This is a genomic window from Halomonas sp. IOP_31 (genome assembly GCF_021151495.1).
Taxonomy (GTDB): domain Bacteria; phylum Pseudomonadota; class Gammaproteobacteria; order Pseudomonadales; family Halomonadaceae; genus Modicisalibacter; species Modicisalibacter zincidurans.
Map to the genome: position 1 here is coordinate 66,802 of NZ_JAIRBP010000004.1, position 19,404 is coordinate 86,205.

General features: G+C 67.3%; 15 protein-coding genes, 3 tRNA genes and 1 pseudogene. 7 read left to right on the forward strand and 12 right to left on the reverse strand.

The window, feature by feature from the left end; translation table 11 throughout:
- Window positions 1–19: 19 nt before the first annotated feature.
- The 8 genes and pseudogenes from nadA to K7I12_RS03850 all read right to left on the reverse strand — a co-directional run.
- A complete protein-coding gene (gene nadA, locus K7I12_RS03815) occupies window positions 20–1,048 on the reverse strand; it encodes a quinolinate synthase NadA (RefSeq protein ID WP_442908013.1) in 1,029 nt (342 codons plus the stop codon).
- A gap of 231 nt (window positions 1,049–1,279) precedes the next feature.
- Window positions 1,280–1,355: transfer RNA gene (locus K7I12_RS03820), tRNA-Lys, on the reverse strand.
- A gap of 35 nt (window positions 1,356–1,390) precedes the next feature.
- Window positions 1,391–1,466 (reverse strand) — tRNA-Lys (locus K7I12_RS03825).
- A gap of 20 nt (window positions 1,467–1,486) precedes the next feature.
- Window positions 1,487–1,562: transfer RNA gene (locus tag K7I12_RS03830), tRNA-Lys, on the reverse strand.
- A 70-nt stretch (window positions 1,563–1,632) separates the two neighbouring features.
- Window positions 1,633–2,517, reverse strand: a complete 885-nt coding sequence (rluB, locus tag K7I12_RS03835; protein ID WP_231663083.1) for a 23S rRNA pseudouridine(2605) synthase RluB — start codon at window positions 2,515–2,517, stop codon at window positions 1,633–1,635.
- A complete protein-coding gene (gene scpB, locus K7I12_RS03840) occupies window positions 2,514–3,446 on the reverse strand; it encodes an SMC-Scp complex subunit ScpB (RefSeq protein ID WP_231663084.1) in 933 nt (310 codons plus the stop codon). The genes rluB and scpB overlap by 4 nt, the downstream gene beginning before the upstream one ends.
- Complete coding sequence (locus K7I12_RS03845; protein WP_442908014.1) at window positions 3,443–4,357, reverse strand: segregation and condensation protein A; 915 nt, start codon at window positions 4,355–4,357, stop codon at window positions 3,443–3,445. Before K7I12_RS03845 ends, scpB begins: the two co-directional genes overlap by 4 nt.
- A gap of 300 nt (window positions 4,358–4,657) precedes the next feature.
- Window positions 4,658–5,087, reverse strand: a pseudogene (locus tag K7I12_RS03850) (hypothetical protein); the annotation flags it as partial.
- A gap of 87 nt (window positions 5,088–5,174) precedes the next feature.
- Between K7I12_RS03850 and K7I12_RS03855 the strand changes: the two are divergent.
- Both K7I12_RS03855 and K7I12_RS03860 read left to right on the forward strand, forming a co-directional pair.
- Window positions 5,175–5,390, forward strand: a complete 216-nt coding sequence (locus K7I12_RS03855; protein WP_231663086.1) for a hypothetical protein — start codon at window positions 5,175–5,177, stop codon at window positions 5,388–5,390.
- A gap of 57 nt (window positions 5,391–5,447) precedes the next feature.
- On the forward strand, window positions 5,448–5,762 hold the full coding sequence (locus K7I12_RS03860) for a putative quinol monooxygenase (protein ID WP_031382646.1): 315 nt from the start codon (window positions 5,448–5,450) through the stop codon (window positions 5,760–5,762).
- A gap of 57 nt (window positions 5,763–5,819) precedes the next feature.
- On the opposite strand, the gene purL is transcribed toward K7I12_RS03860, so the two are convergent.
- Entirely contained in the window at window positions 5,820–9,905 is a 4,086-nt protein-coding gene (purL, locus tag K7I12_RS03865) for a phosphoribosylformylglycinamidine synthase (RefSeq protein ID WP_231663087.1), read from the reverse strand.
- A 167-nt stretch (window positions 9,906–10,072) separates the two neighbouring features.
- On the opposite strand from purL, the gene mltF reads away from it, so the two are divergent.
- Window positions 10,073–11,530, forward strand: a complete 1,458-nt coding sequence (mltF, locus tag K7I12_RS03870; RefSeq protein WP_442908015.1) for a membrane-bound lytic murein transglycosylase MltF — start codon at window positions 10,073–10,075, stop codon at window positions 11,528–11,530.
- 86 nt (window positions 11,531–11,616) lie between these two features.
- Here mltF and tadA read toward each other — a convergent pair whose 3' ends face one another.
- Window positions 11,617–12,159, reverse strand: coding sequence for a tRNA adenosine(34) deaminase TadA (gene tadA, locus K7I12_RS03875; protein WP_231663089.1), 543 nt, complete (start codon window positions 12,157–12,159; stop codon window positions 11,617–11,619).
- Between the two features lie 70 nt (window positions 12,160–12,229).
- Between tadA and K7I12_RS03880 the strand changes: the two genes are divergently transcribed.
- Window positions 12,230–13,039 (forward strand): acyl-CoA thioesterase, encoded by an 810-nt coding sequence (locus K7I12_RS03880; RefSeq protein WP_031382642.1) that lies wholly within the window; start codon window positions 12,230–12,232, stop codon window positions 13,037–13,039.
- Window positions 13,040–13,115: 76 nt separating this feature from the next.
- Here the strand turns inward: K7I12_RS03880 and K7I12_RS03885 are convergent, their stop codons facing one another.
- Window positions 13,116–14,174, reverse strand: coding sequence for an NAD(P)-dependent alcohol dehydrogenase (locus K7I12_RS03885; RefSeq protein ID WP_031382641.1), 1,059 nt, complete (start codon window positions 14,172–14,174; stop codon window positions 13,116–13,118).
- Window positions 14,175–14,411: 237 nt separating this feature from the next.
- Here K7I12_RS03885 and K7I12_RS03890 point away from each other — a divergent pair, with 237 nt between their 5' ends.
- Window positions 14,412–15,335: an AraC family transcriptional regulator gene (locus K7I12_RS03890; protein WP_084173280.1), complete on the forward strand. Its 924-nt coding sequence runs from the start codon at window positions 14,412–14,414 to the stop codon at window positions 15,333–15,335.
- A gap of 109 nt (window positions 15,336–15,444) precedes the next feature.
- Entirely contained in the window at window positions 15,445–17,034 is a 1,590-nt protein-coding gene (locus K7I12_RS03895) for an ArnT family glycosyltransferase (protein ID WP_231663090.1), read from the forward strand.
- Window positions 17,035–17,154: 120 nt separating this feature from the next.
- Here the strand turns inward: K7I12_RS03895 and K7I12_RS03900 are convergent, their stop codons facing one another.
- Complete coding sequence (locus tag K7I12_RS03900) at window positions 17,155–17,886, reverse strand: TSUP family transporter (RefSeq protein ID WP_031382638.1); 732 nt, start codon at window positions 17,884–17,886, stop codon at window positions 17,155–17,157.
- A gap of 180 nt (window positions 17,887–18,066) precedes the next feature.
- On the opposite strand from K7I12_RS03900, the gene K7I12_RS03905 reads away from it, so the two are divergent.
- Window positions 18,067–19,386, forward strand: coding sequence for a DEAD/DEAH box helicase (locus K7I12_RS03905; RefSeq protein WP_031382637.1), 1,320 nt, complete (start codon window positions 18,067–18,069; stop codon window positions 19,384–19,386).
- Window positions 19,387–19,404 lie beyond the last annotated feature (18 nt).

Here is a 19,404-nt window from a genome sequence, read left to right on the forward strand (position 1 = left end):
GGCTGAGCCCTCTCCGCCCTTAACGCTGAAAGTTGAGCATCCGCTCCAGCGGCTTGAGCGCCTCAAGGCGCAGCGCGTCGTCGACGAACACCTCGCCGCTGTAGTCGCGCAGCGCGCCGGCCAGGTTGTCCAGCGCGTTCATCGCCATCCACGGGCAGTGCGCGCAGCTCCTGCAGGTCGCGCCGTTGCCGGCGGTGGGCGCCTCGAACAGCGTCTTGCCGGGCACCGCCTGCTGCATCTTGAAGAAGATGCCGCGGTCGGTGGCGACGATCAGGCGCTGGTGGGGCAATTCGCGGGCGGCGTTGATCAGCTGCGAGGTGGACCCCACCACGTCGGCGATCTCGACCACCGGCGCCGGCGACTCCGGATGCACCAGCACCGCGGCGTCCGGATAGAGCGCCTTGAGGTCGTTGATGCCCTTGGCCTTGAACTCGTCGTGGACGATGCAGGCGCCGTCCCACAGCAGCATGTCGGCGCCGGTCTTCTGCTGGATGTAGCCGCCCAGGTGCTTGTCGGGGGCCCACAGGATCTTCTCGCCCCTGGCCTGCAGGTGCTCGATCACGTCGACGGCGATCGACGAGGTCACCACCCAGTCGGCGCGCGCCTTGACCGCCGCCGAGGTGTTGGCATAGACCACCACCGTGCGCTCCGGGTGCTGATCGCAGAACGCCGCGAACGCGTCGGCCGGACAACCGATGTCCAGCGAGCAGGTGGCTTCTAGAGTGGGCATCAGCACGCGCTTCTCGGGCGACAGGATCTTCGCCGTCTCGCCCATGAAGCGCACCCCGGCGACCACCAGCGTCGCGGCCTCGTGACGGGCGCCGAAGCGCGCCATCTCCAGCGAATCCGCCACGCAGCCGCCGGTCTCCTCGGCCAGTTGCTGGATCGCGTCGTCGGTGTAGTAGTGGGCGACGAGCACCGCGTTGCGGGCTTCGAGCAGGCGCTTGATCTCGTCGATGCGCGCCTCGTCCTCGGCGGGGATCCGCGTCGGGCAATAGGCGCGAGCCAGGTGCTCTTGCACCAGGGCGCGGGAAGTCATGATTGTCATCGTGTCTACCACTGTGACAGGCAGGGGCCCCCCCTGCGTGGCTCGAAGCGCCGGCGATCGATCGCTTCGATCGCGGCGCACCTGACGAGCATGGTACTGCGCACCTTGCGCGCTGCCCAGCCCGTCGTTACCTCATACTGCCTTGGACAATCTCGCGACCGCCAGGTTTCCGGCGGCCCGACACAGCAAAACGCCCCCGCAGCAAGGCTACGAGGGCGTCGAATCGCAATCTGGTGGGTCGTGTAGGATTCGAACCTACGACCAATTGGTTAAAAGCCAACTGCTCTACCAACTGAGCTAACGACCCGCAACGCGCCCTCGCGAGAGCGACGTTCGGCGGAGTGGTGGGTCGTGTAGGATTCGAACCTACGACCAATTGGTTAAAAGCCAACTGCTCTACCAACTGAGCTAACGACCCGCCGCCGGGTCCGTCGAGAATGGTGGGTCGTGTAGGATTCGAACCTACGACCAATTGGTTAAAAGCCAACTGCTCTACCAACTGAGCTAACGACCCTCCCGACAGGGCGCACATATTACCGGCAGCGCCCTCTCCTGGCAATACCTTTTTGTCGACGAATCAGCGCTTAACGCGAGCCCTTGGGCTTGCGCATCGCGCGTACCGGGCGGCGCTTGTTCTTGTCGCGGCTCCAGCGATTCTGCTCGTCGGGGGTCAGGCCCGGCACCTTGCGCGGGGCGAGACCGGCGAGCGTGGACAGGTCGTCGATCTCGCCCTGGGTGAGTTCGGTCCACTCGCCGGCCTTGGCCCGCTTGTCGAGAAAGATGTTGCCGTAGCGCACGCGCTTGAGCCGGCTGACGGTCAGGCCCTGCGACTCCCACAGCCGGCGCACCTCGCGGTTGCGGCCCTCCATGATCACCACATGGAACCAGGTGTTGATGCCCTCGCCGCCGAACTCCTGGACGTCGCTGAAGCGCGCCGGGCCATCCTCGAGCATCACCCCCTCGACCATCGCCACGACGTGCTCGCGCTCGACCTGGCCCATCACCCGCACCGCGTATTCGCGCTCGACCTGGGTCGAGGGGTGCATCAGCCGGTTGGCCAGCTCGCCGTCGGTGGTGAACAGCAGCAGGCCGCTGGTGTTGATGTCGAGCCGGCCGATGGCGATCCAGCGCTCGCCCTTGAGCCGCGGCAGGCGCTCGAAGACGGTGCGTCGGCCCTCGGGGTCCTTGCGCGTGCACAGCTCGCCCTCGGGCTTGTTGTACATGATCACCCGGCGCGACACCTCGGCGTCGTCGCGCAGCGTGACCAGCCGGTCGTCGAAGGCGACCCGATCGCGGCTTGCGATGCGATCGCCGAGCTTGGCCACCTCGCCGTTGACCTTGACCCGGCCGTCGCTGATCGCGGCTTCCATCTCGCGGCGCGAACCCAGCCCGGCGCGGGCAAGAACCTTCTGGAGCTTTTCGGTGTTGCTGTTTTTACTAGAGCTACTGGAGTTGCTGGAACTGTTCATGAGTCTGAGGGTGTCTCATCGGTTGAATGGTCCGCGCCGCCTGAATCGCCGTCATCGACGCCATCGTCTGCGTCGTCGGCGCTCCGTTGCTGGCGGGCGCGTTCGGCCAGGCGCGCTTCGAGATCGGCGAAGCTCAGTCCCGGCCGGCGTGACGCCTTCCCGGCGTGGGTATCGTCGGCCGTCCCGGCCGGCGTGGTGGTTTCGAGGGGTGTAAAGCGCGGCATGTCGTCCGTCGCGTCGTGCCCTGCCCGGTCGTCCCGTGTCGTCTCTTCCTGCGGCACCGGAGCCGCGGATGTCTCCGAGGTCGTCGTTTCGGGCGCATCGGCCATCTCAGCGTCGTCCCGCGACTCGGGGTCAGTGTAGCCCGGCTCGCCGAGATCGATGCCCTGCAATTCGTGCATCGGCGGCAGCGCGTCGAGGGTCTTGAGGCCGAAGTCGTCGAGGAACTGGCGAGTGGTGGCGAATACCGACGGCCGACCCGGCACGTCGCGCTGGCCGACCACGCGAATCCAGCCGCGCTCGCTGAGGGTGCGCATGATCGAGCCGCTCACCGCCACGCCGCGCACCTCCTCGATATCGCCACGCGTCACCGGTTGACGGTAGGCGATCAGCGCCAGCGTCTCGAGCAGCGCCCGGGAGTAGCGCTGCGGACGTTCGTCCCACAGCCGCGAGACCCACGGCGACAGCCGTTGGCGGATGCGTACCTGATAGCCCGAGGCCGACTCGATCAGCTCCAGCGCTGTGCTTTCCAGTCGCGCGCCCAGCTCGCTCAGCGAATCGCGCAAGTCGCGTCGTGCCGGGCGCTCGTGTTCGTCGAACAGCGCCTCGATACGCTCCAGCGACAGCGGTTCGCCGGCCGCCAGCAGGGCCGCCTCGAGAATTTCGTCGAGTCGCGTGCTGAGCGTAATGCCACTCGCTTCCCGGTTCACGCCTCTTCCTCCTCGAAGGCGCTCTCGCCGCCTTCGCTGGTTCGGTCATCGTTTGCCAAGGCCTCGTCGGCGTCGACGGGCTGGCGGGCGCGCACGTGAATCGGCGACAGCGGCACGTTCTGGACGATCTCGATCATCGCCTCCTTGGCCAGCTCGAGAATCGCCATGAACGTCACCACGACCCCCGCCCGCCCCTCCTCGAGGCTGAACAGCGACTCGAAGGGCGTGAACCCCTCGTGATTCAGGCGCTCCATGATGATCAGCATGCGCTCGCGGGTGGAGAGCACCTCGCGGCTGATGGTGTGCGCCTGATTGAGCTCGGCGCGCTTGAGAATCCCCGACAGCGCCTGCAGCAGCTCGTCGAGCCCAACCTCGGGGTGGACCACGCGGGTCTCGAGCGCTGGCAGGCCGGCCTGGGCGCCGAACCAGTCGCGGCCCAGGCGCGGCAGTTCGTCGAGGCCTTCGGCGGCGAGCTTCAGGCGTTCGTACTCCTGCAGCCGGCGGATCAGCTCGGCGCGCGGATCCTCCTCGTCGTCCTCGTCATCGCCCTTGGGCGGACGCGGCAGCAGGGTCCGCGACTTGATCTCGGCGAGCATCGCCGCCATCAGCAGGTACTCGCCGGCCAGGTCGATCTCCAGCGCCTTCATCAGTTCGACGTATTCGATGTACTGGTGGGTAATTGCCGCCACGTCGATGGCCAGGATATCCAGATTCTGGCGCCGGATCAGATAGAGCAGCAGATCGAGCGGCCCCTCGAAGGTCTCGAGGAACACCCGCAGCGCCTCGGGCGGAATGTACAGATCCTCCGGCAGCTCGGTAATCGGCTGGTCGTGCAACCGTGCCAGCACCGCCGCCGCTTGCTGAACGGCGGCCTGCTCGGGCGCTGCGACACTGTCCGGCGTTTCGCTCACGATCGGCGGGGCCTCGGCTGCTGCTGGGGTTGTCGATAGCTTCGATAGCTTCGAAGGTCGTCGAAACCAAAGCCGCTAGTCTATCAAGCCCGGAGCGCGTCAAGCATCCGAAATAGCCTCGTTCAGTACGCCGACCCGGCGCCGTCCGTCTTGCCATAGCGCCCCACGTAGTCGAACAGCTTCTCGCGAACCTGCCAGTGGCGCCCCACCCGTAGGCCATTCGCTTGATGACCTTGATTCAGTTGCTCATGCCCTCCAGCACGCTGGTGTTCAACCGATGCCGGGCGCCAGACGCAGCCCGCGACCGACGATCACCGGCGTGGCGCGATGCCCGCGCACGATTCTATTGAGGTCGTCTTCGGCGAACACCCCGCGGCTGTTCGGTGCCAATCGCGAGAAGTCATAACGCTCGACGCTGGCATCGACCCGCGTGGGGGGCCTGCCTGAGCCGCTCGATCGCCCGGCGATAGCTGGCGTCATCGGCGGGCCCGCCGGCAAAAGCCTCCAGATTGCGCACCACCGACTGCACCGAACCGAACACCACCTGGCGCGCGGCCTGCTTGCGCCCCAGCCCGGCGCTGAAGATGTCCGCCTCGAGCCCATAAGCCCGGTACTTGGCGTGATTCTGCTCGACCAGTTCGCGCACGTCGGCCAGCACCAGCACCCGGCCGCGGGCCCGCAGCTTCGTCGGCGAATCCTGGCAGACCGTCACGCTTGGCACCCTTTGAATTCCGGCGTTGTGCCCAGAAGTAGTCTTTTAGGGCGACAGGATGTTGCCGTCCTTCCATCGCACATCGCAACAACGAGGAGCCTTCCCATGCAAGCACCGACAGGTCCCGAATGCGGCAGCCGCGAGAAGCGTTTTCCGCCGGGCCGCGAAGGCCAGTACTACGTGTTCTGCGACAATTGCGGCCACGACTTCGGCCGCTATGATCAGTTGATCGAGAACTTCCGCCACATTCTGGCCGATCTCGAGGAAAAGCTGGGCATCGACGACGCCTCACCGCGGCCCGCGCCGGATTCGCAAGACTGACCCGCGCCGGAACGCTACGGCGGGGGATCCTTCGGTTTCACCGACAAGGAGAGTGTCATGGCCAACACCACTTACTTCGTGGTCATCGCCGAATTTCAGATCAAACCGGGCCAGGTGCCGACTTTCCTGGCGCTGGCCCACAACGACGCCAGCGAGTCGCTGACCAACGAGGAGGGTTGCCTGGCCTTCGACGTGCTGACCCCGGAAGGCAGCGAGGAGCTGGTCGTGCTGCACGAGGTCTACCGCGATCGCGCCGCCTACGAACATCACCAGCAGATGCCCCACTACGCGCCGTTCAAGGAAGGCAGCGCGCCGCTGCTGAATGGCCAGCCGAGCGTACGCTTTTTCTACACCGCGGTACGGCCCGAGTAAGTACGCAAACGGGCTTGCCGAGTGGCAAGTCCGCTGGATGGCAACTTCCGGTGGCGTTCAGCCGAGCCAGACCCGGGCGTTGCGGAACAGTCGCAGCCAGGCGCCGTCGCGAGTCCATTCGGCCGGCCGCCAGGAGTTGGTGACGGCGCGGGCCACCCGCTCGGGGTGCGGCATCATGATGGTGACGCGCCCGTCCGGCGTGGTCAGCCCGGTCACCCCGGACGGCGAGCCGTTGGGGTTGGCCGGATAGCGGGTGGTCACCTGGCCGTAGTTGTCGACGTAGCGCAGCGCGATCTGCTCGCTGCCCTGCATGGCGCGCAGATGGCCGGCGTCGCGGAACTCGGCGCGCCCCTCGCCGTGGGCCACGGCGATCGGCAGCCGCGAGCCCTCCATGCCGGCGAGCAGGATCGATGGGCTCTGCTCGACCTGGACCATCGACACCCGCGCCTCGAACTGCTCGGACTCGTTGCGCACGAAGCGCGGCCAGTTGTCGGCGCCGGGAATCAGTTCCTTGAGCTGCGAGAACATCTGGCAGCCGTTGCACACGCCCAGCGCGAAACTGTCGTCGCGCGCGAAGAACGCCGCGAACTGCTCGCGAGCGCGGGCGTTGAACAGCGCCGACTTGGCCCAACCGCCGCCGGCGCCGAGCACGTCGCCGTAGGAGAAGCCGCCGCAGGCGACCAGCCCCTTGAACGCGTCGAGGCTCACGCGGCCTTCGAGAATGTCGCTCATGTGCACGTCGATGGCCTCGAAGCCGGCCTTGTCGAAGGCCGCGGCCATCTCCAGCTGGCCGTTGACGCCCTGCTCGCGCAGGATCGCCATGCGCGGGCGGGTCGCGTTGACGAACGGCGCGGCGATGTCCTCGTCGACGTCGAAGCTCGGCGAAGCGGACAGCCCCGGGTCGCGCAGGTCGAGCAGATCGTCGAACTCGGCCTTGGCGCACTCCGGGTTGTCGCGCAGCGCCTGCAGGCGATAGCTGGTCTCGGCCCAGGTGCGCTGGGTCAGCGCCCGGGTGGTCTCGAGCAGCGGCTCCTCGAACAGCGTCACGCGCACCTGATCGTCGTAGCGTGGCCGGGCGATGACGCCGCAGGTGCCGATGCCCGCCGCGGCGAACTGGGCGAGCACGAACTCGGTGTCCTGGCGATCGACCTGGATCACCGCGCCGAGCTCCTCGGCGAACAGCGCGCCGGCCGCCTCGAAGGCGTCGTCGACCAGCCAGTCGAGCTTGATCTCGAGCCCGCCGCGGCCGGCGAAAGCCATTTCCAGCAGCGTCACCAGCAACCCGCCGTCGCTGCGATCGTGGTAGGCGAGCAGCTTGCCGTCGGCATTGAGGCCCTGGATCACGGCGAAGAACGCTGCAAGATCCTCGGCCTCGTCGAGATCCGGGCAGACGTCGCCGACCTGGCCGTAGACCTGGGCCAACGCCGAGCCGCCCAGGCGATTCCGGCCGCCGCCCAGGTCGATCAGGATCAGATCGCTCTCGTCGCGGTCGAGGCGCAACTGCGGCGTCAGCGTGGCGAGCGCGTCGGTGACCGGCGCAAAACCGGTGACGTTGAGGGTCAGCGGCGCGGTGATCGCCTTGTCCTCGGCGTCGTCGCCCTCGCCCGCCTGCCAGGCGGTGCGCATCGACATCGAGTCCTTGCCCACCGGAATGGCGATGCCAAGCTGAGGGCAGAGTTCCATGCCCACCGCGTGCACGGCGTCATACAGCGCCTGGTTCTCGCCGGGGTGATCGGCGGCGCTCATCCAGTTGGCGGAAAGCTTGACGTCGCCGAGCGTGGCGATGGGCGCCGCGGCAAGATTGGTGACCGTCTCGGCGACCGCCAGCCGGGCGCTGGCCGCCGGGTCGATCAGCGCCACCGGCGCTCGCTCGCCCATCGCCATGGCCTCGCCGGCGTGGGTGTCGTAACTGGCGGTAGTCACCGCCACGTCGGCCACCGGCACCTGCCACGGGCCGACCATCTGATCGCGGGCGACCTGGCCGGTGATCGAACGATCGCCGATGGTGATCAAAAAACTCTTCGAGGCCACCGCCGGCAGGCGCAGCACCCGATCGAGGGCCTCGCGCAGGTCGAGATTGTCGAAATCGGCGCCCGGCATCGGCCGCGCCTGGCGCGTGAACTCGCGCTGCATCCTGGGCGGCTTGCCGAACAGCACGCTCATCGGCAGATCGATCGGTGTGCTGTCGAAGTGATCGTCGTGCACGGCCAGGTGATGCGCCTCGACGGCCTCGCCGACCACCGCGTAGGGGCAGCGCTCGCGCGCGCACAGCGCCTCGAAGGTGGCCAGATCGTCGGCCGCCACCGCCAGCACGTAGCGCTCCTGGGCCTCGTTGCACCAGATCTCCAGCGGGCTCATGCCCGGCTCGGCGTTGGGCACGTCGCGCAGCTCGAAGCGCCCGCCACGCCCGCCGTCCTTGACCAGCTCGGGCAGGGCGTTGGACAGCCCGCCGGCGCCGACGTCGTGGATGAAGCGGATGGGATTTTCATCGCCCAGCGCCCAGCAACGGTCGATGACCTCCTGGGCGCGGCGCTCCATCTCGGGGTTGCCGCGTTGCACCGAGGCGAAATCGAGATCCTCGCTCGAGGTACCGGACGCCATGCTCGAGGCCGCCCCGCCGCCGAGCCCGATCAGCATCGCCGGGCCGCCCATCACGATCAGCTTGGCGCCGATGGGTATCTCGCGCTTGGCGACGTGGCCCTCGCGGATGTTGCCGTAGCCGCCGGCCAGCATCACCGGCTTGTGGTAGCCGCGCCGCTCGATGCCGTCGACGCCCACCGCGTCCTGCTCGTAGCTGCGGAAATAACCGGCGAGGTTGGGGCGGCCGAACTCGTTGTTGAAGGCCGCCCCGCCGATCGGCGCCTCGAGCATGATCTGAAGCGCGCTCTGGATGCGTTCGGGCTTGCCGTAGTCGAAGGCTTCCCAGGGCTGGACGAACTCGGGGATGCGCAGGTTGGACACCGCGAAGCCGGTCAGCCCGGCCTTGGGCTTGCCGCCGACGCCGGTCGCGCCCTCGTCGCGGATCTCGCCGCCCGAGCCGGTCGCCGCACCGGGATGCGGGGCGATCGCGGTCGGGTGATTGTGGGTCTCGACCTTCATCAGGATATGGATGGGTTCCTGATGCGTGGCGTATCGCGCCGCTTCGGGCGCGTTGACGTTCGCCGTTCGCGCGGCTTCGGACGCGTTAATTCGCGCGGCTTCGGACGCGTTAATTCGCGCGGCTTCGGGCGCGTTAATTCGCGCGGCTTCGGGCGCGTTAATTCGCGCGGCTTCGGGCGCGTTAATTCGCGCGGCTTCGGGCGCGTTAAATAGCAGCGGCGCGGCGAAGAAACGCCCGGCCCGGCTGCCGCGAATCACCGCGGCGTTGTCGCTGTAGGCCGAGAGCACGTCGTCGCCGGATTGCTCGTGGGTGTTCTTGATCATCTGGAACAGCGAGCGCGGCTGCGCCTCGCCGTCGATCAGCCAGTCGGCGTTGAAAATCTTGTGCCGGCAGTGCTCGGAGTTGGCCTGGGCGAACATCATCAGCTCGACATCGCTGGGATTGCGCTCGAGCTCGACGAATGCCTGGTGCAGGTAGTCGATCTCATCGTCGGCCAGCGCCAGGCCCAGCTCGCCGTTGGCGGCCTCCAGCGCGGCGCGCCCGCTGCCGAGCACGTCGACCTGGGCGAGCGGCGCCGGCGCGCGCTGCGCGAACAGCTTGGCCGCGTCGCTTGAGTTGGCGAGCACCGATTCGGTCATGCGGTCGTGCAGGGTGGCGATGATCGCCTCGAAGGCCGCCTCGCTGAGCACGCCGTCGAGAGTCACCCGGTAGGCGATGCCCCGTTCGATGCGCCGGACCCGGTTCAGGCCGCAATTGTGGGCGATGTCGGTGGCCTTGGACGACCACGGCGACAGCGTGCCGAGTCGCGGCACCACCAGGAACAGGTGACCTTCGCGCGCGGCCGGAGCCTCTTCGCGGGCGCCGTAGGCCAACAGGCTGTCGAGCACGGCGCGTTCACCGGAAGCCCAGTCGCCGTCGTGGTCCACGAAGTGCACGTAGTCGGCGTGCAGCGTCTCGATCTCGGGAACCCGGGCACGCAGCGTGGCCAGCAGCTTGGCATGACGGAAAGCGGAAAGGGCGGGCGCGCCTCTCAGTTCGAGCATGTCGAAAGAAGCCTCTGTGAAAGCCGAAGAATGGGTGCCGCGGGCGGCGATTGAATCGTCCATGATACTAAAAAGCCGTTGCTTCGAGAAATCCGTGGAATGGCCTCAGGTGACAGTCTCGAGGCCCCCGGGTATGGTGAGGCGTCCACTGTTACCGACGGCACCGCATGCTTCAGGCTTTCGCCCGCCACCCGCGTCGATTGGGGCTCAGCATGACAGGCCTTGTGCTGCTTGGCTGGCCGGTACTGAACCCGCCGCCCGAGGCTCCGCTGCTCGATGCCATTCGCGCCCGCGATTTTCTGCAGGTGGATACCCGCAACACCCCGACCACCTACTACCAAGGCCGCCAGGGGCCAACCGGCTTCGAGTTCGAGTTGGTCAGGCGCTTCGCCGAGCGGCTCGGCGTCAGCCTGTCGCTGGACAGCGATGGCAATATCGACGACGTGCTCGACGCCGTGCGCAGCGGCAAGGCCGACCTGGGCGCCGCGGCGCTGCCGCTCGACCCGACCCTGCCCGGCATCCACTTCAGCCGCGCGATCATGACCCTGCAGCCGCTGGTGGTGTATCGCCGCGGGTTGCCGCCGGTCGACGAACCCGGCAAGCTGCTGGACCGTTCGATCGGCGTGATCAAGGGCTCCGGCGCCGGCCTGGTGCTGCGCGAGCTGCAGCAGGACTCGCTGCCCGGGGTGAGCTGGAAGGAGTCGGCCGACATCGAGGTCGCCGATCTGCTCAGCCTGGTCGAGAACGGCGAGCTCGACGTGGCGGTGATCTACGCGCACCAGTTCAAGCTCAACCGGTTGTTCTTCCCCGGCGTCGAGAACGGCTTCTTGCTCGGCGATCCGCTGAGCCTGGCCTGGGCGCTGCCCGCCGATCGGGGGCTGGGTCTGCTGCAGCGCGTCAACCGCTTCCTGGACGAGATGCAGGCCGACGGTACGCTCGCCGCGCTCAGCGCGCGCTATTTCGGCCAGGACGATTATCTGGAATACGTTGGCGCGCGGACCTTCATCCAGCAGGCCAATGCGCGCCTGGACACCTACAAGGATGAGTTCCTCGCCGCCGCCCGCAAGACCGGCTTCGACTGGAAGCTGCTTGCCGCGCTGGGCTATCAGGAATCGCACTGGAAGCCCGAGGCGACCTCGCCGACCGGGGTACGCGGGCTGATGATGCTCACCCAGTCGACCGCCGAGCAGGTGGGCGTGACCAACCGGCTCGACCCGGCGCAGAGCATCGACGGCGGGGCGCGCTACCTGAAGAGCGTCAAGCAGCGCCTGCCGGAGGAGATCGAGGAGCCGGACCGCACCTGGATGGCGCTGGCCGCTTACAACGTCGGTCTCGGCCATCTCTACGACGCCCAGAAGATCGCCGAGATGCGTGGCGGCGATCCCTACGCCTGGGCCGACGTGCGCGAGGCCCTGCCGCTGCTGCAAAAGCGCAAATGGTATTCGCAGGTGCGCTATGGCTATGCCCGCGGCGGCGAACCGGTGATCTACGTGCGCAACATTCGCCGCTACTACGAGATCCTCAACTACATCGAACGCAGCCAGCAGCAGTTCTTCCAGCTCAATCAACGCGAACCCGGCGCGGACGACGGCGGCCTGTTCGACGTGGTGCCGCCGGTTTTGTGAACGCGCCGGGCACGCGGCCAACGCCACGGCCGCGATCCGGTATCGACTGCCCGAAAACGACTCAGCCACCGCCAGCAGTAACCGCGTTACCCCGGGCGCTCGGGGTCCGCGTCTCGCTGGCCATCTGCGCCCGCGAACCGCGCCTCTACGTGGTCATCACCAGCCAGCCCCGCGGCCTCACGGCGCTCGGCGAAGAACGCCTGCAACAGGCGGCGCGCCTGTACCGCCAACAGCCCGCCCTCCACCGTCACGCGATGGTTGAACCACGGCTGGGCGAACAGATTGGCCCGCGACTCGACCATTCCGGTACGCGGCTCGGCGGCGGCGTAGACGACCCGCGCCAGGCGCGCGTGGATGATCGCCCCGGCGCACATCATGCACGGCTCGAGGGTCACGTAGAGCGTGCAGCCGTCCAGCCGGTAATTGGCGAGCCGCCCGGCGGCGTCGCGCAGCGCACGGATCTCGGCATGCGCGCTGGGATCGTGGCCACCGACCGGCGCATTGAAGCCGCGCCCGACGATCGCCCCCGCCGCATCGACCACCACCGCGCCCACCGGCACCTCGCCGGCGGCCTGGGCGGCGCGGGCCTGGTCGAGGGCACGGTGCATGTAGTAGCTGTCGCTGCGCATGGCGGGTGTCTCGGGTATCCTGTCGTGCCGCCCATACTACATGTGCAGCTCATACGCAGGGAGACAACGCATGACACAAGCACTCGACGGCCTGGTCCAGTTGCTGGGCATGGAAACGCTCGAGGAGAACCTGTTCCGCGGCCATAGCCAGGACCTGGGCTTTCCCCAGCTGTTCGGCGGTCAGGTGCTCGGCCAGGCGCTCTCGGCGGCCAGCCAGACGGTCGACCCGGCACGCCGTGTGCACTCCTTGCACGGCTATTTCCTGCTCGCCGGCGACCCCCATCACCCGGTGGTCTATCAGGTCGACCGGGTCCGCGACGGCGGCAGCTTCGCCACGCGCCGGGTCAGCGCGATCCAGCACGGCAAGACGATCTTCTTCTGCAGCGCCTCGTTTCATATCGAGGAAAGCGGTTTCCATCATCAGCCGACGCGTCCGCCGGTGGCCACCCCCGATGAGCTGATCGCCGACGGCGCCCAGCCCGAGCGCTTCGCCGGGCACCCAATCGAATTCTTGCACCTGCCCGAGGCAAGCGACGGCGGCACGCCGCAAAAGCGCTTGTGGTTTCGGCTCGCCGGCGAGCTGCCCGACGACGCCACCTTGCATCGCTACCTGCTCGCCTACAGCTCGGATTTCCACCTGCTGACCACCAGCCTGATCCCCCACGACAGCTATTTCGGCGACCCGCGGCTGCGCATCGCCAGTCTCGATCACGCGCTGTGGTTCCACCGCGACGTGCGCATCAACGACTGGCTGCTTTATGCCATGGACAGCCCCTGGGCCGGCGGCGGGCGCGGCTTCGCCCGCGGCAGCATCTACGACGCCCGGGGTTATCTGGTGGCTTCCAGCGCGCAGGAAGGACTGATCCGCATGCGTGAGTGAGACCGTCCTGGCCCATGCACGAAAACGCCGCCGGTCATCGCGAGCCGGCGGCGTCGTTTTCATGCCAGCGAATCGATCAGACGGCGTCCTTCACGGATGCCATGTCGATCACGAAGCGATAGCGCACGTCGCCCTTCTGCATCCGCTCCCAGGCGGTGTTGATGTCCTTGATGTCGATCATCTCGACATCGCAGGCAATGCCTTTCTCGGCGCAGAAGTCGAGCACCTCCTGGGTCTCGGGGATGCCGCCGATCAGCGAACCGGCCAGCACGCGACGCCGGAAGATCAGGTTAACCCCCTCGACGGCGGGCTCGAGCGGCTGCAACTGGCCGACCAGGATATGCGTGCCGTCGTACTTCAGGGCCTGCAGGTAAGGATTGACGTCGTGCGGCACCGGCACGGTGTCGAGCATGAAGTCGAAGGTCTCGGCGATGGCCGCCATCTGTTCCTCGTCGGTGGAGACCACGACATGATCGGCGCCGTTGCTCCGGGCCTCGTCGACCTTGCTCTGCGAGCGGGTGAACAGCGTCACCTCGGCGCCGAAGGCCTTGGCCAATTTGACGCCCATGTGACCCAGGCCGCCCATGCCGATCACGCCGACCTTGTGGCCCGGCTTGACGCCGTAGTGCTTGAGCGGCGAGTAGGTGGTGATGCCGGCGCACAGCAGCGGCGCGGCGGACTTGAGATCGATGCCCTCGGGCATGCGCAGCACGAAGCGCTCGCTGACCGTCACCTTGTCGGAATAGCCGCCCTGGGTCAGGCTGCCGTCGTGGCGGTCGGGGCTGCCGTAGGTCATGACGAAGCCTTCGGCGCAGTACTGCTCGAGACCGTCGTTGCAGGCCTGACAGTGGCGGCAGGAGTCGACCATGCAACCCACGCCGACCAGGTCGCCCTCCTTGAAGTTGCTCACCTCGCTGCCCACGCCGGTCACCCGACCGACGATCTCGTGGCCCGGCACCACCGGGTAGGAGGCCATGCCCCAGTCGTCGCGGGCGAAGTGCAGGTCGCTGTGGCAGACGCCGCAGTAGAGAATCTCGATGGCGACATCGTCGGCTCGCGGCTCGCGGCGCTCGAAGGCGTAAGGTGTCAACGGGGATTCGGCGGAATGCGCGGCGTAACCCTTGGCTTGCGGCATGCAGGAACTCCTTTTCAAAAGGCAGGTTTTTCAACAGACAGGATCAGCCGCCGAACGCGACCGATTAACTGCTGAACCAACGCTCCTAGTGTGGCCGCTGTGCGTCGGGCAGGCCATGCTCGATTCTGCTTTATGCATGTCCGATACTGCTTGATGACAGCTGATCAGGCACAGTTGAAGCTTTTTCCGTGACCAATGTTACGATACACACCCACTGTCAGCGAGCGCGAGCAGACCATGCATTCAACCGCCCATCCCATCGAGGCGCTGCACGAGGCAGCCCCGATTGCCGATCTTGGCCGACGCATGGCCGCGCTGATCGCCCCGCTGGTCGATGGCGAAGGATTCATGACGACGCGCATGCCCGGCGTGGAGCTATTCACCAGTTGCGGCCAGCCGCGCACGCCGCTGATCTACGACCCCTGCCTGATCGTCGTCGCCCAGGGCGGCAAGGTCGGCTATCTGGAGGACCGGGTGATCCATTACGGCGCCGGCAACTACCTGATCCAGGCGCTGCCGCTGCCCTTCGAGTGCGAGACCCTGGCCAGCCCCGAGCAGCCGTTGCTGGGGGTCATGGTGCGTCTCGACCGGGTAATGCTCGGCGAACTGGCCCGCGCGCTGCCCGCCATTCACGGCGACGGCGAAAGTCCCTCGCCGATGGCCGCGGTGACGATGAATCAGACGATGGGCGACAACGTGCTGCGCCTGCTGGAGTGCCTGCACGACCCGCTGCTCGCCGACACGCTGGGCGGCGGGCGCATCCGCGAAGTGGTCTTCGAGGCGCTGCGCGGCCCCCAGGGCGACTCGTTGCGGCGGCTGATCCGCGTGTCCGGCAAGTACGCCCAGATCGCCGATGCGCTGGCCTTCCTTCACCAGCATTATACCCAGCCATTGACGGTCGACGCGCTGGCCCGGCAGGTCAACATGAGCGCCTCGCACTTCCATCACCATTTCAAGCACACCACCCGGCTGGCGCCGATGCAATACTTAAAGCGCCTGCGGCTACTCAAGGCGCGAGCGCTGCTCGGCCAGCAACAGCACAGCGTGGCGCGCGCCGCCAACACGGTGGGCTATCAGAGCGCCTCGCAGTTCAGCCGCGACTACAAGCGCTACTTCGGCATGCCGCCGGTCAGCGAACGTCGCCGTGCGGCGCTCGGTTGAATGTCGAGCCACCCCCACCCGCAGGTCGGCCGTGGACGACCGATAAGCTCCCGTTAAGAATTCTCGTCCACCCTGCTGCCACATTCATCATGCCATCGCTGGAACTTCGATGCTTCGAACGCTATCCACTCGCCTGTCGTCATGGCCAGGTATCGGTACCTGGCAATCGGGCCTTTTGCTGACCCTGATCATCGCCGTCGTGGCCGTCGTCATCCGCGTCAACTACCTGCCGCTGATGCCCATCGACGAGACGCGCTATCTGTCGGTGGCCTGGGAGATGTGGCAGAACAACAGCTTTCTGGTCCCGCATCTCAACGGCGAGCCCTACCCCGACAAGCCGCCACTGCTGTTCTGGTTGATCCAGTCCGCCTGGGCACTGTTCGGCACCAGTGATGTCGTGGCTCGCCTGGCGATTCCGGCCGTCGGCCTGCTGACCTTCCCGCTGCTGGTGGCCATCCAGCGCGAATGGCCCGAGCAGCAGGCACCGGGCATGCGCTGGGCCCCGCCGGTGCTGCTGGCCATGACCATGTGGTTCGTCTACATGCCACTGAGCATGTTCGACATCCTGCAGACCACCTGTTTGCTGATCGCGACGCTGGGCTGGGTGCGCTACGTGCATCGCGCCGAGCGGCGCTGGCTCGTTCTGGCCGGCTTCGGCCTGGGCCTGGCCCTGCTCGCCAAGGGGCCGGTGGTGCTGATCTACTGGTTGCCGCTGACCCTGAGCACCCGCTTCTGGCGCCCCGACGGCGTGACGATCGGCGCCCGCCACTATTGGGCGATCCTGCCGGCCACCCTGCTCGGTGCCGCCGTGGTGCTCGCCTGGGCGATTCCCGCCGCGATTACCGGCAGCCCCGAGTATGCCCAGGCGATCTTCTGGGGCCAGTCCGCCGGCCGTGTGACCAACGCCTTCGCTCATGCCCGCCCCTGGTACTGGTATCTGCCGTTGCTGCCGTTGCTGACCCTGCCCTGGCCAACCGTCTGGCTGTGGCGACGTCCGCTGGCAAGCGGCTCGCTCGAGCGCTTCGCCCTGTGGGGCTGCCTGCCGCCACTGGTGATTCTGAGCCTGGTCAGCGGCAAGCAGGTCCACTACCTGATGCCGGCCCTGCCCTTCCTGGCGATCTGGGTGGCCGGTCAGATCGAGCGGCACCCGCCCCGGCGCACCTGGCTCTACCGCCTTCTGCTGCTGGTGCTCGCCGGCCTGATGCTCGCCCTGCCCGAGATCGCCCTGCGCTTCTATCCGCTGGCACCATTGCCCAATGCCGTGCGCCTGACGGCACTGGTGCCGCTGGCTCTCATCGTCGGGCTGAGCCTGCATCCCCGGCGAGTGATCATGACGCTGGCCTGGCCGCTCAGCCTGCTGGCCCTGCTGATCGGCCTGTCCCCGGCGCTGGCTCGCTATTACGATGTCACACCGTTCGCCCGCGAGATCGGCTATCAGCAACAGCAGGGCGTGCCCGTCGCCTATGTCGGCGACTACGCCAACCAGTTCCGCTTCCTGGGTCGCCTCACCCAGGACATGACCGTGATCGACTCCGACGAGGTTATCGCCTGGAGTGCCGATCATCCACAAGGCGCGCTGATCGAGGTGGTGGATACGCTTTCGCCCGCCCAGCGCGCCGGGGCGTTGTTCAGCCAGCCCTACCGGGGCAGCTTCCTGGTACTGATGCCTAGCGCCCGGCACGGCCTGCTCGACCGCTGAGCCGATACTCCGACCTCGTACACGACAAGGCCCGGCGGATGCCGGGCCTTGTCGTCTTGGATTGCCGGTTCGCTGGTCAGACACCCGCTCGAGTCGACACAGGGGCGCCCCGCCAGGCAATCAGAGCAGCAAGCCCTGCAGGAGATAGAAGCCACCGATCACGGTGACGATCCAGCGCGTCCAGTAGCGGAAATTGGCATCGGTCAGCCGCCGCAGCATGCCGTTGCCGGCACGTGTGCCGAGGATCGCGAACGGTACCGCCAACGCCACCACGCCCCATTGCTCGCCACTCAGGGCGAGTGCCGAGCCGGCATAGAAGACGATCTTGATGGCGTGCGCAATCACCTGGACCGCCGCCTTGGTGGCGACGATCTGACGCCGGTCCATGGCGGTACGGATGAAGAACAGATCGATAGTCGGCCCCGAGACGCCGGCGGCGATGGTCAGCCCGCCGGCGACGATGCCGCAGCCGAAGGCGTGGCTCGGCCGCGCCGCATCGAAATGGAACCAGGCCTTGGGGATCCATACCAGGATCGGCATCACGCCGATCAACAACGAGACGATCGTCGTATTGGGGTGATAGCCGATCAGCGCCAGCGCGATCGCCGACAGCGCCCCACCCGAGGCGATGACCGCGACGATCCGCGCATTGATGTAGTGGCGCGAGAACCACGCCCGCGAGGCGTTCGAGCACAGCTGGATGACCCCGTGGACGACGATCGCCACGCTCGCCGGCAGCGCCAGCAGCAGGAACCACAGCAGGAGCAGACCGCCGGCCATACCGAAGATGCCGGACAGCAGGGCGGTCAGAAAGACGATGGCGAAGAACACCAGGGCGATCAATAAAGACACGATAACCGGCCAGCAAGTCGTTGAGTCGGTTCATTTTCGCACACTTCAGCCAACACGTGTGGCCGTGCCCGGCAGCTCGGGCCCTTCCACCTTGGTAGCACCCGGAGGACTTATCCGTTAAGCTGCAGGCCCGCTGCCCCGCCGGTTTCCGGCCCCATCCCGCAGCCACCGAGAGAATTCATGAGCTTTGCTTCCCTGGGACTTTGTGCCCCGTTGATGACCGCCGTGGCCGAACAGGGCTACGACACCCCCTCGCCGATCCAGGCCAGGGCGATCCCCGCCGTGCTCGAAGGCCGCGACGTGATGGCCGCCGCCCAGACCGGCACCGGCAAGACCGCCGGTTTCACCCTGCCGCTGCTCGAGCGGCTCAAGAGCGGCGAACGCGCGCGTCCGCGCCAGGTGCGCGCGCTGGTGCTCACCCCGACCCGCGAACTGGCCGCCCAGGTCGGCGAGAGCGTCGCCACCTACGGCAAGCATCTGCCGCTGAGCTCGGCGGTGATCTTCGGCGGGGTCAAGGCCAACCCGCAGATCGACGCGCTGCGCCGCGGCGTCGACGTATTGATCGCCACCCCCGGCCGGCTGCTCGACCTGTTCGGCCAGAAGGCGGTGTCGTTCGACCAGCTCGAAGTGCTGATCCTCGATGAAGCCGACCGCATGCTCGACATGGGCTTCATCCACGACATCCGCAAGATCCTCAAGGTGTTGCCCGCCAAGCGCCAGACGCTGATGTTCTCGGCGACCTTCTCCAACGAGATCCGCCAGCTCGCCAAGGGCCTGGTCAACGACCCGGTGGAGATCTCGGTGACCCCGCGCAACGCCGCCGCGACCACCGTGACCCAGTGGGTCTGCCCGGTGGACAAACAGCGCAAGCCGGCGCTGCTCAGCCACCTGATCCAGCAGCGCGAGTGGCACCAGGTGCTGGTCTTCACCCGCACCAAGCACGGCGCCAACAAGCTGACCCGCTATCTGGAGGGCGCCGGCATCGAGGCCGCGGCGATCCACGGCAACAAGAGCCAGAACGCCCGTACCAAGGCGCTCAGCGGCTTCAAGTCCGGCGAGATCCGGGTGCTGGTCGCCACCGACATCGCCGCTCGCGGACTGGATATCGATCAGTTGCCCCAGGTGGTCAACTTCGAGCTGCCCAATGTCGCCGAGGACTACGTCCACCGCATCGGCCGCACCGGACGCGCCGGCGCCAGCGGCCAGGCCGTGTCACTGGTTTCCAGCGACGAGAGCAAGGAACTCGCCGGCATCGAGCGGCTGATCAAGCAGAGCCTGACCCGCACGCCGATCGCCGGCTTCGAGCCGGGCCAGCCGGGTAGCGCGGCGGAAGAGCCGGCCGCGGACGAACGCCCGCGCCAGCCTCGCAACGACAATGCCCGTCGCGGCACCCGCAAGCCCGCCGGGCAACCCCCCCGCAACAGCGACAAGCCGGCCGGCGAGCGCCGCCGACGCCGGGGCGGTCGCGGCCGTGGACGCAGCGCCAACCAGGGCGAGTAAGCCGCGCTAGTCACCTTG

Bases quoted from the DNA above. Each gene is read 5' to 3' on its own strand.
- K7I12_RS03855 (WP_231663086.1), top strand. From the start codon at position 5,175: ATGCAAGCACCGACAGGTCCCGAATGCGGCAGCCGCGAGAAGCGTTTT.
- K7I12_RS03895 (WP_231663090.1), top strand. From the start codon at position 15,445: ATGCTTCGAACGCTATCCACTCGCCTGTCGTCATGGCCAGGTATCGGT.
- K7I12_RS03880 (WP_031382642.1), top strand. From the start codon at position 12,230: ATGACACAAGCACTCGACGGCCTGGTCCAGTTGCTGGGCATGGAAACG.
- K7I12_RS03885 (WP_031382641.1), bottom strand. From the start codon at position 14,174: ATGCCGCAAGCCAAGGGTTACGCCGCGCATTCCGCCGAATCCCCGTTG.
- K7I12_RS03860 (WP_031382646.1), top strand. From the start codon at position 5,448: ATGGCCAACACCACTTACTTCGTGGTCATCGCCGAATTTCAGATCAAA.
- mltF (WP_442908015.1), top strand. From the start codon at position 10,073: ATGCTTCAGGCTTTCGCCCGCCACCCGCGTCGATTGGGGCTCAGCATG.
- tadA (WP_231663089.1), bottom strand. From the start codon at position 12,159: ATGCGCAGCGACAGCTACTACATGCACCGTGCCCTCGACCAGGCCCGC.
- K7I12_RS03890 (WP_084173280.1), top strand. From the start codon at position 14,412: ATGCATTCAACCGCCCATCCCATCGAGGCGCTGCACGAGGCAGCCCCG.
- purL (WP_231663087.1), bottom strand. From the start codon at position 9,905: ATGCTCGAACTGAGAGGCGCGCCCGCCCTTTCCGCTTTCCGTCATGCC.
- K7I12_RS03905 (WP_031382637.1), top strand. From the start codon at position 18,067: ATGAGCTTTGCTTCCCTGGGACTTTGTGCCCCGTTGATGACCGCCGTG.
- rluB (WP_231663083.1), bottom strand. From the start codon at position 2,517: ATGAACAGTTCCAGCAACTCCAGTAGCTCTAGTAAAAACAGCAACACC.
- nadA (WP_442908013.1), bottom strand. From the start codon at position 1,048: ATGACAATCATGACTTCCCGCGCCCTGGTGCAAGAGCACCTGGCTCGC.